This window comes from Synechococcus sp. EJ6-Ellesmere, assembly GCF_024345875.1.
Lineage (GTDB): Bacteria > Cyanobacteriota > Cyanobacteriia > PCC-6307 > Cyanobiaceae > Regnicoccus_A > Regnicoccus_A antarcticus.
Genome location: NZ_JAGQBY010000009.1, coordinates 26,345 through 35,699, shown reverse-complemented (window position 1 = coordinate 35,699; position 9,355 = coordinate 26,345). Strand labels below are relative to the sequence as shown.

General features: G+C 62.3%; 6 protein-coding genes. 4 read left to right on the top strand and 2 right to left on the bottom strand.

The genetic code is table 11. The features are described 5' to 3' along the window. A partial coding sequence (secA, locus tag KBY78_RS01800) for a preprotein translocase subunit SecA (protein WP_255142086.1) occupies nucleotides 1–2,603 on the bottom strand: 2,603 nt, incomplete at its 3' end. 104 nt (nucleotides 2,604–2,707) lie between these two features. Between secA and KBY78_RS01795 the strand changes: the two genes are divergently transcribed. The 4 genes from KBY78_RS01795 to KBY78_RS01780 are packed head-to-tail and all read left to right on the top strand — an operon-like array spanning nucleotide 2,708 to nucleotide 4,104. Continuing rightward, nucleotides 2,708–2,968, top strand: a complete 261-nt coding sequence (locus KBY78_RS01795) for a type II toxin-antitoxin system VapB family antitoxin (protein ID WP_255142085.1) — start codon at nucleotides 2,708–2,710, stop codon at nucleotides 2,966–2,968. Beyond that, nucleotides 2,968–3,357: a type II toxin-antitoxin system VapC family toxin gene (locus tag KBY78_RS01790; RefSeq protein ID WP_255142084.1), complete on the top strand. Its 390-nt coding sequence runs from the start codon at nucleotides 2,968–2,970 to the stop codon at nucleotides 3,355–3,357. Before KBY78_RS01795 ends, KBY78_RS01790 begins: the two co-directional genes overlap by 1 nt. Further along, nucleotides 3,354–3,860, top strand: coding sequence for a GNAT family N-acetyltransferase (locus KBY78_RS01785; protein ID WP_255142083.1), 507 nt, complete (start codon nucleotides 3,354–3,356; stop codon nucleotides 3,858–3,860). The genes KBY78_RS01790 and KBY78_RS01785 overlap by 4 nt, the downstream gene beginning before the upstream one ends. A 16-nt stretch (nucleotides 3,861–3,876) precedes the next feature. Then, on the top strand, nucleotides 3,877–4,104 hold the full coding sequence (locus KBY78_RS01780; protein ID WP_255142082.1) for a DUF6447 family protein: 228 nt from the start codon (nucleotides 3,877–3,879) through the stop codon (nucleotides 4,102–4,104). Between the two features lie 188 nt (nucleotides 4,105–4,292). Here KBY78_RS01780 and KBY78_RS01775 read toward each other — a convergent pair whose 3' ends face one another. Then, a complete protein-coding gene (locus KBY78_RS01775) occupies nucleotides 4,293–9,203 on the bottom strand; it encodes a peroxidase family protein (protein ID WP_255142081.1) in 4,911 nt (1,636 codons plus the stop codon). Nucleotides 9,204–9,355: the final 152 nt, after the last annotated feature.

Here is a 9,355-nt window from a genome sequence, read left to right as displayed (position 1 = left end):
CCCTCCTTGAGATCGTAGGCGTTGCGGAGTTGCTCACGGAGGAACGCCTTGAACTCCTCGGCGGAAAGGCCCTGCACGTGCTCGGGGGTGAGATCGGCCAGCAGATAAACAAACTCCTGCACTTTGCTGGCCAGTCGACCCCGATCCCACTCCTCGGGTGGCAGGTCAGGGTTCACATAGGCCTCCACGATGTCGTCCATGGTGCGTTCGCCATAGCCGATCACCTGCAACTTGAGCTCACGGCCCTCCAACACTCGCCGGCGCTCCGCGTAGACAGCTTTGCGCTGGTTATTCATCACTTCATCGTACTCAAAAACCTGCTTACGGATGTCGTAGTAGTAGGTTTCCACCTTTTTCTGTGCCCCTTCCAACGACCGGGTCAGCATGCCTGATTCAATCGGCATGTCCTCCTCGACGCGGAAGGCATTCATCAGACCAGCCACCCGCTCACCACCGAAGATGCGCAGCAAGTTGTCTTCCAGGGAGAGGAAGAAGCGGGTGGAGCCAGGGTCACCCTGGCGGCCGGCCCGGCCACGCAGCTGGTTATCCACCCGGCGGGATTCGTGGCGTTCGGTACCGATCACGTGCAGACCGCCGGCTTCGCGCACCTGCACCTCCTCGCTCCGTACCACCAGGTCGTATTCGGCCTTGACGCGGGCAATCAGAGCGCGAAGCTGCGCGATCTGGGGATCGTCAGTAGGGGCCTTCTCGGCGGCCTGGGCGATGCGATCCTCCAGCTCCAGCACCGTGAGGGCGCGGTCCCCCCAGGCCAGCACCAGTTCACGGGCCAGCTCAACCAGCGACTGCTCGGTGGCAGCACTGAGGGCGCACGGGTAGAGGGTGCCGATGGCACGGGCCTCACTGGGCGCACGGCCGGGGCCCTCGGCACTGGCGCTGCCGGCCGCGAAACCGCCGCCACCGAGCTCTCGCTGTTGGGGAACCGGCGGCCGGTGGCCCTCTTCAGGCCGCACCAGGCGGGGCAGCAGCACCTCGCGCAGCTTGAGGCGCGCCATGTAGTCGCTGTTGCCGCCGAGGATGATGTCGGTGCCGCGGCCGGCCATGTTGGTGGCGATCGTGACGGCACCGGCGCGGCCGGCCTGGGCCACGATCTCGGCTTCCCGCTCGACATTCTCAGGCTTGGCGTTGAGCAGATTGTGGGGGATCTCCTGCTCGGCCAGCAGGGCGCTGAGCAGCTCGGATTTCTCGACGCTGGTGGTGCCGACCAGCACCGGCCGGGCGAGCCGGTGGATCTCGGCGGTTTCAATCGCCACAGCACGCCACTTGGCGGCTTCGTTCTTATAAACCTGATCAACCAGATCCTGACGGGAACGGGGCCGGTTGGTGGGCACCACCGTCACTTCGAGCTTGTAGGTTTTCTCGAACTCCACCTCTTCGGTCTTGGCGGTGCCAGTCATGCCGGCCAGGCGCGGATAGAGCAGGAAGAAGTTCTGGTAGGTGATGCTGGCCAGCGTCTGGGTTTCCGGCTGGATCGGCAGGGCTTCCTTGGCCTCGATCGCCTGGTGCTGACCATCGCTCCAGCGTCGACCTGGCATCACCCGGCCAGTGAACTCATCAACGATCACGGCATCGGCGCCGCGCACGATGTAATTCACATCCTTGACAAACAACTCCTTGGCTTTGAGGGCATTGGTGATGTAGTGAGCCCAGGGATCGGCGGGATCGAACATATCCAAAACGCCTAGAAGTTGCTCTGCCTTAGCATAGCCCTCGTCGGTGAGTGTGACATTACGCTGCTTCTCGTCCACCTCATAATCGCCCTCTGGATCGATGCCGTCCTTGGCCATGCCCTCGGCGCGCTCCAGGGCGGCGGCTATTTCCGCCGCACGCATGTACTTCTCCTGGGGACGCTCCACCTGACCGGAGATGATCAGAGGCGTGCGCGCCTCATCCACGAGAATCGAATCGACCTCATCGATCACGCAGTACTGAAAGTCGCGCTGCACCACCTCGGAGAGATCGCTCGCCATGTTGTCGCGCAGGTAATCAAAGCCCAGCTCACTGTTGGTGGCATAGGTGATGTCACAGGCGTAGTTGCGGCGCCGCTCAGCTGGGGCCATCTCCTGCTGGATCAGGCCCACCGAGAGACCGAGGAAGCGGTGGATCTGGCCCATCCACTCGGCATCTCGCCGGGCCAGGTAATCGTTGACCGTCACCACGTGAACGCCACGGCCGGTGAGGGCATTGAGATAGGCGGGCAGGGTGGCGACGAGCGTTTTGCCCTCGCCGGTTTTCATCTCGGCGATCTGGCCGTTATGCAGCACCATGCCGCCGATCAGCTGCACATCGAAATGGCGCATGCCCAGCACCCGCTTGCCGGCCTCCCGCACCACGGCGAAGGCCTGGGGCAGGAGTTCGTCCAGCAGCCCGCATTCACGCTCGAGGCTGGCCTCCAGGCTCAGCCCACGGCTGCGGCAATCGTCCTGCAGGCCAACCAGCTTCTGGCGTAACTCGCTTGTGAGCCCCCGCAGCTCGTCATCGCTGAGGGGAGACACCTCCTCCTCGAGCAGGTTGATGTCGGAGACGATCGGCTGGTAGCGCTTGAGCTTGCGGGCATTGGGATCACCCAGCAACAGCTTGAGCATGGAGAGGGACGAATCGTGCTGCAAGCAGCCTACTGAGGCCCGCTGCCAGCCCACAGGCGCAGGGTAGAATCAAGGCCACTTTCTACCCTTGCCAAGCTGTGGGCATGAACATCAAGGACCCGAAGGTCCATGCCATGGCCCGGCAATTGGCGGTCCGCAGGGGCACCACGGTGACGGATGCGGTGCGGCAGGCCCTCAGCGCCGAACTGGAGCGCAGCGGCGTGGTGGTCGACGCCAAGCAGCAGGCCAAGCAGGACCAGCTGCTGAGCCTGTTGGAACGCTTCCGGCAGATTCCATGGCCCGATCGGCGCAGCGGCCAGGAGCTTCAAGATGAGCTCTACGACAACGACGGCCTGCCGATCTGATGGTGATCGAAACTTCGGCCCTGATCGCCATTCTCAAGGCGGAACCTGAGGCCAAGAGCCTGCTGGTCTGCCTGAGCCAGCCAGGCGCCAAGGCCATCTCCATGGCCACGCTGCTGGAAGCTCAGATCGTGGTTGAAGGCCAGCTGGGCGAGGCTGGAGGACATGAGCTCGACCTGCTGCTGAGCAGGGGTGAGATCCAGCCCACTCCCCTGGATCGCCTGCATCTGCACTGGGCCCTGCGCGGCTGGCGCCACTACGGCAAGGGGCGCCACCGGGCCGGCCTGAACCTGGGCGACTGCTTCAGCTACGGCCTGGCCATGGCGCTGGATGTACCGCTGCTGTTCAAGGGCGAGGATTTCAGCCACACCGATGTGAAGGTGGCCCTGTGAGCGGCAACGTCCAGTTGATCCGGCACAGGGCTGGGGCGCTGCGGTTGCGCTGGTTGCCGGGGCACCTGCGGCAGCTGCAACAGCTGTTCGATCAGCACAGCTCCTGGGCCCAAGGACGCTCCATGGCCCAACTGCGGCGCATGCTGGCGAGCAGTCAGATGGTGGTGAGCGCCTGGAGCGGCGGGAGGCGGCGCCGGTTGGTCGGCTTCGGGCGCGCCAGCAGCGACGGGGTCTTTCGCGCCGTGCTCTGGGACGTGGTGGTGGCGAAGAACCACCAGGGCCAGGGTGTGGGCCGCCAGCTGGTGCAAGCCTTGCTGGCGTCGCGGGCAGTGGCGGAGGCGGAGCGGATCTATCTGATGACCACCAGCGGCAACGGCTTCTACGCACGACTGGGTTTCGAAGCCGTGCAGCATCAGCAACTGATGCTGCACCAACAGCGCTCGGAGGCAGGAAACGCCGGCGCGGAGCATAAAGAGTGCGGTGATAAGCTACCGGGCCCTTGATCCCCGCAAGCACGAGATGGCCGTTCGCAACGTGATCTTCAAGAACAGGCAATATGCCGTCAGCGATCTGCCTGAGGAGGCCCGCAATCTGTTCGCTCTGCTGCAGGCCGCTGGCGACCAGATCAACCGCGCTCAGGCCAGCATCGCCCTGGCGGAAACCGCCCGGCAGGTGATCAATGCCAAGCTGGAAGCCAGCCTGGGTTCGGTGCCGTCTTCGGAGCCGAGCCAGAACAGCCAGGGCTGAGCCAGAGCCCCCTTCGGCCTCAAGCCCCGGCGATCCTCTGGTCGCCGGGGCTTTTTAACGTCATTCCAAACGAGATCGAAGCCAACCCCAACCCAATAAATACAACGGCAGGGCATAGCAATAAAAAAAGGGGCCCAAAGGGCACCATTGGATGAGCGAACAACTGGCTCTCGCCGTGGTTCTCAGGCTCAGCCCAGCATGAGGAACTGGGAAGAACTGAACAGGCTGAGACCGGACGTGTCGGCCACCACTCCGATCAGGTCGTCATCTCCAGGGTTCGCAAGGTTGTTGCGATGGAAGATTCCCGTACCTGCTGAACCATCGATCTCGAAGTTAGCCACCAGCTTGTACTGCGTCCGCTGACCCGCGAGGACGATCACATCGGATCCATTCTCGAAGTTGTTGATCAACGCGTAGTCCTTGGTGCCATCGCCCATGCTGTTGTAGAAGGGCAGACCCGCCGTTCCCAGGAAGAAAGCGTCCTGGCTGCCGCTCACTCCACTCAGGGTGTCGATCACACCCAGCTTGGCGGGACTAGCAGGGGGAGTCGGTGCTGGGGTGACGATCGTGTCCTGAAGGTTGGCGGGAGGGGCAGGGGGAGTCGGCGGAACCAACGGAGTAGCCAGCAATGCAATCGCCGCTGGCTCCGGAGCGGCCAACTCAGCCACAACTGGAGGCACTACAACCACCACAGGGTCTGGAGTGGCGCTCACATTCAAGAGAGAGTTCGTTCTATTGGTATTGATGCCCTGGTTCACACCCCCAACCTGGAGGGTTTCGATTCCCAGGAAGCGTGGCCCATTCGCCCCACCGACCTGAATGTTGCGCCGGAAGGCTCCTGACGTACCCCGCGTAAAGCCCGTACCAGCCGCCAACTGGAGCGTATCCCCGCCATCGACAGCAAAGAAGGTTTCGACCCCTTCGATGCGGATGCCATTGACGAAGACCGCACCGGTGGCATCGACCACGTACGTGTCGCCACCAACGGTGTTGGAGACGAACTCATCATTGGTGGAAGCGCCGGCGACCTTGATGTGCTCCACCGAATAGAAGATGTCGTTGTCGGCGATGCCTGCGTCGTTGGCCAGCAGGTTGAGCACTGAGCCATCGGCTTGGTTGGCCGTATCACCGGCCGCTGGGGCCAGCACCTGATCGAGGGTGATCCGGAAGCTATTGGGAATGGGCACACCGGGCGTGCCATCAGCAAGAGGGTTGAACGTCTCAGGCTGGAGGCTGTAATCGAGCAGATCGAAGCCGCGACCAGCGAAGATCACATCAGAACCTGCACCGGGGCGGATCGTGTCGTTGCCGCCATCGGCGAAGATCTTATCCGCGTCCGGCAGCACGATGACCGGTACAGGGGGAGCAAGAGGGTCGAGAGGATCGGGAACCAGGATCACCGGCGGATTAGTGGGATCAAAGAATCGATCGTCGCCTTCGATCAGATCACCGCCTTCGGGGCCCACATAGGGCTGAATCTTGAGCAGGGGCACCGGACCCCTCGGGTTGATATCCCCGCCGGGAGCGCCATTGGGATTGACCCGTAAAGACGTGAGGTAGTCCTGGAATTCCTGGAGCTGGGCAGCCGTGAAGCGCAGGCCGGTGATCGGGTTGATCTCATCGATCACCACAACCGTGCCGATCTCGAAATTGAGGGGCTCGAGGGTGCCCGTGATCACCCCGTTGGTGCGGATGGCACGGGCCAGCAATTCAGCGTTGGAGGTGGGCACCCAGTCACCATGAATGGTGTCGGCGTCGAGTCCGCCGATGATGATGTCACCTTCGCCGCCACCTGTGATGATGTCGGAGCCGATGCCACCGAAGAGGTAGTCGACGCCGTACACATTGACGGCGCTCAAGCCGATATCAGGGGCACCGGAATCACCGGTGATCAGGTCATTGCCAGCATTGCCATAGATCGTGTCCGCCCCAAGACCACCATTCAGGTTGTCGCCGACCGGTACCAGCAGGCCGAGCTCCACGATGAACGCCTCATTACTGCCGATCAGGGTGTCGTTACCGTTCTCGCCCAGAAGGATGTCACCAAGCGTATTGCCGGAGGCATCAAGCGTGTCGTTGCCATCGCCGCCATAGAGGAAGTCGATGAACAGGTCGCTCTCCCAGAGGCCCGTGAGAGGGTTGAAGATGTCACGACCGGTGAGCAACAGGTCGCCGCCGCCCTGACCCCAAAGGTAATCGGTCTCGTCACCGCCGGTGATCGTGTCGCTACCCGCTCCACCACGGATGTCGTCACGAGCATTGTTGCCGGTAAGGATGTTGTTCTGGGAATTGGCAATGATCAGATCATTGGGAAGATTGGGATCCACCAGACCATTGGCCAACAGGGCACGGAATGGAGAGTTGAAGCTCACCACGCCCGGCGCCAGGTCGTGCAACTCGAAGTTGCGGAAGGTGTCCTGGTGGATGTACTGCGCTGCCGCACCGGAACTTGACTGCACCAGGGCGCTGAAGGTGGAATTAACGATCTGAGTGTTGAGCAGATCGGTGCCGGCCAGGTCGAGCTTGTAATAGAAACGGTCGCCGTCCTGAAGGCGGTCGAATTGCTCCTGGATGATGAAGGTGAAGGTGCTGCCGGCCAGGCTCTGCAGCAGTCCATCGCCGGTGGGAACCAAGACCGCAGCTTCCGCCAGGCCACCGATCCAGAGGTCGACATTGTCGAGACCCCAGTCGTTGTTGAGGGCGGCACCGGGGTTGGTCACCGGACGGCCGGGACGTCCCCTTCGCGTCATGGTGGCGAAGCCACCGGGATAGGGATTGCTGCTAACCGTCACGGTGCCGTCAATATTGATGACGGGCGAACTGCCGCTTGGAGCCCCGTAGAGGGTCATGAACGCATCCCGCAGGAAGCTGGTGCCGTAGGTGGCCGCGTTGTTGGCATCGAAGACCAGGGCAACGCCATTGGCATCGAGGGAAGGCTGCCAGTCGCGCAGGTTGTGGCCGAAATCCGCCCAGTTGACGTAGGGGCGCATGATGTCCGCCAGAAGGTTCTGAACCAGCGGAATCGTTTGACCGTTCACATCGAGTACAGGAATCGGGTCCCCGTTCACATCCAGCACCGGATTGCCGTTGGCATCGAGTTCAACGACAATGGCCAGTGGGTCAAACAGACCCACCGAAAGGTCAGAAGACTGGACGCCGAGGCTGTTGCCGATCCCGGTGGTCGCCAGCATGGTGCTGATGGCCTTGCGGAATTCGTTGAGACTGGGGACCCCGGACTCACGAGCACGGGCCAGGTTGAAGGCGCCCAGATCCTGGGGAGAGCCGACCAACAGGTTCCTCACCGCATTGGTGAGGTAGGTGTCGACCTGCTGGGCCGGCTCGCGGGCGTTACCGGCCAGGAAAGCGGCCCCACCACCTCGGCTGTCGAAGGCCTCCGGGTTGAGGAACAGGTTGACCAGAGACTCAGCAACCGTATCGGCGGCTTGGGCAATGTTGGCGCTGGCATCATTGGCGGCCACGACGACCTGCTGACTTGAGCCATCGAAGCGATCGCCGTTGGTGCGGAAGGCATCGATGATGCCCAGATCCCGGTAGATCTGCGAGTGGCCGACACGGAAGGCAGCAAAGGCGAACTCCAGGGAGATGTTGCCGTTGACTTCCGGGGTCCAGCCGAGGAATCCGTGCTCTCCAAGAACCAGCGGACCGCCCAAGAGCACATCGGCAGGCACCGGAGCGGCATTGAGGGGGAAGCCCTGCGGGATGCCACCAGCCAGGGCCAGCACGTACTGGTCGAAGACCATGCGCTGGTATTGGCCGTTCTGGACGATACGGGCAATATCGAAGATCTCGTTACTGGTGACCGGACCGATGTCGTTGGTGGGATCGGCATCGGAATTCAACGCAGCAATCGCGGCGGTGATATCCTCGACGTGATTGTTGTGGTTCTGGGCGAACATCTGGTGGAAGGCCGAGAGGCCTGTGTTCTCATTGACCCGAAGATCACCAGCAACGAAGTGCTTGAGCAGGTTGGCGACGTCGCCGGCCAGAAACTGACCCGGACCGATCGGCAACGCCTGAGACTGAGCGGCCAGGTCGCCGATCAGGGTCTGGCCCAGGCCGGTCTGGTCTGTGGTTCCGGGAAGCAGGCCCTCAGACACATAGCCGGGCAGAGCGGCCAGGGCCGCCTTCGCCGCCGCCATGGCGGCACTGTCAGCCGGAGTGATGTAGGTGTTGAACAACCGGGCCAGGTAGACCCGATCCACCTGCTGATCGGGAGTTGAGGCCCGGTAGGCATCCCAGGCGGCGTTGTAGTGGGCGTGGGCCGTGGCAACGGAGGCGAGGATGGCGTCCAGGGCCGACTTGTCGACGCCGTTGTTGAGAAGGATGTCGTAGTAGGTGGGGTTGGAGAGGATCCCGTCAGGCCCGGGATGCCCTTCCAGCAGAAGGGCGGTTTTCAGCAAGTTGCCGTTGCTGTCGCGCACCACGTTCCCGTCCCCGTCGCGAAGGGTTTCGCGCAGCAGGAAGGTGACCAGCTCATGGGAGCCGTAGGTCTGGTTCTGGTCGATCCAGGGGCTGACGGTGTTGGCGTAGTTGCGGGGGTTGCCGGCGGACCCACCAGTGCCGGCCGCGGGGGTGGCACGGGTGGAGTTGAGGGCGCCGACGGCGCCGTCATAGGCACCGGGCAGGTCGGGGATGGTGTAGGTACCGGCACCGCCCTTGTTGATGAAGTCAAGGCCGTGGTAGATGTACTGGCTCACTGACATCAGCAGGTTGTTCCAGCCTCCGCTCTGAAGCATGTGGGCATTGGGATCGAAGCGGAGCTCAGCCAGACGACCGGTGTCACTGACGGTGTTGGAGACCAGCCGCTCGTTCGGCAGGGCCACCCCATTGGAGCCGATGACATTGGGGCTGCTGATGCCGTCGTCGAAGGCGGCGATCCCGGAGATCCGCACAAACGGCTGGCCGGCGCTGCCATTCTCCACGCCGGGAAATGGGCTGCTGTCGGGAACCGTGAAGCCGTTGTCTACGCCGCTGGAGGTGCGGACATCGCCTGAGCGGACCTTGCGCAGCAGAAACAGAATGTCCTGGGCGTTGAAGGTCAGACGTTGCTCGAGGAACGTCTGGAGAGTGAGCGCCATGAAGCTAAAGCCTTAACCCTTTGATCCCCAAGCCTAGAGAACGCTTCAAGCTTGCACAAGCAGATCCGGAAACAAAAACACAAGAAAAGCGAAAGAACCGGAAGATGTTAAGCAATAATGTATAAAGTATTATTGCTTTCAATATACTTTTA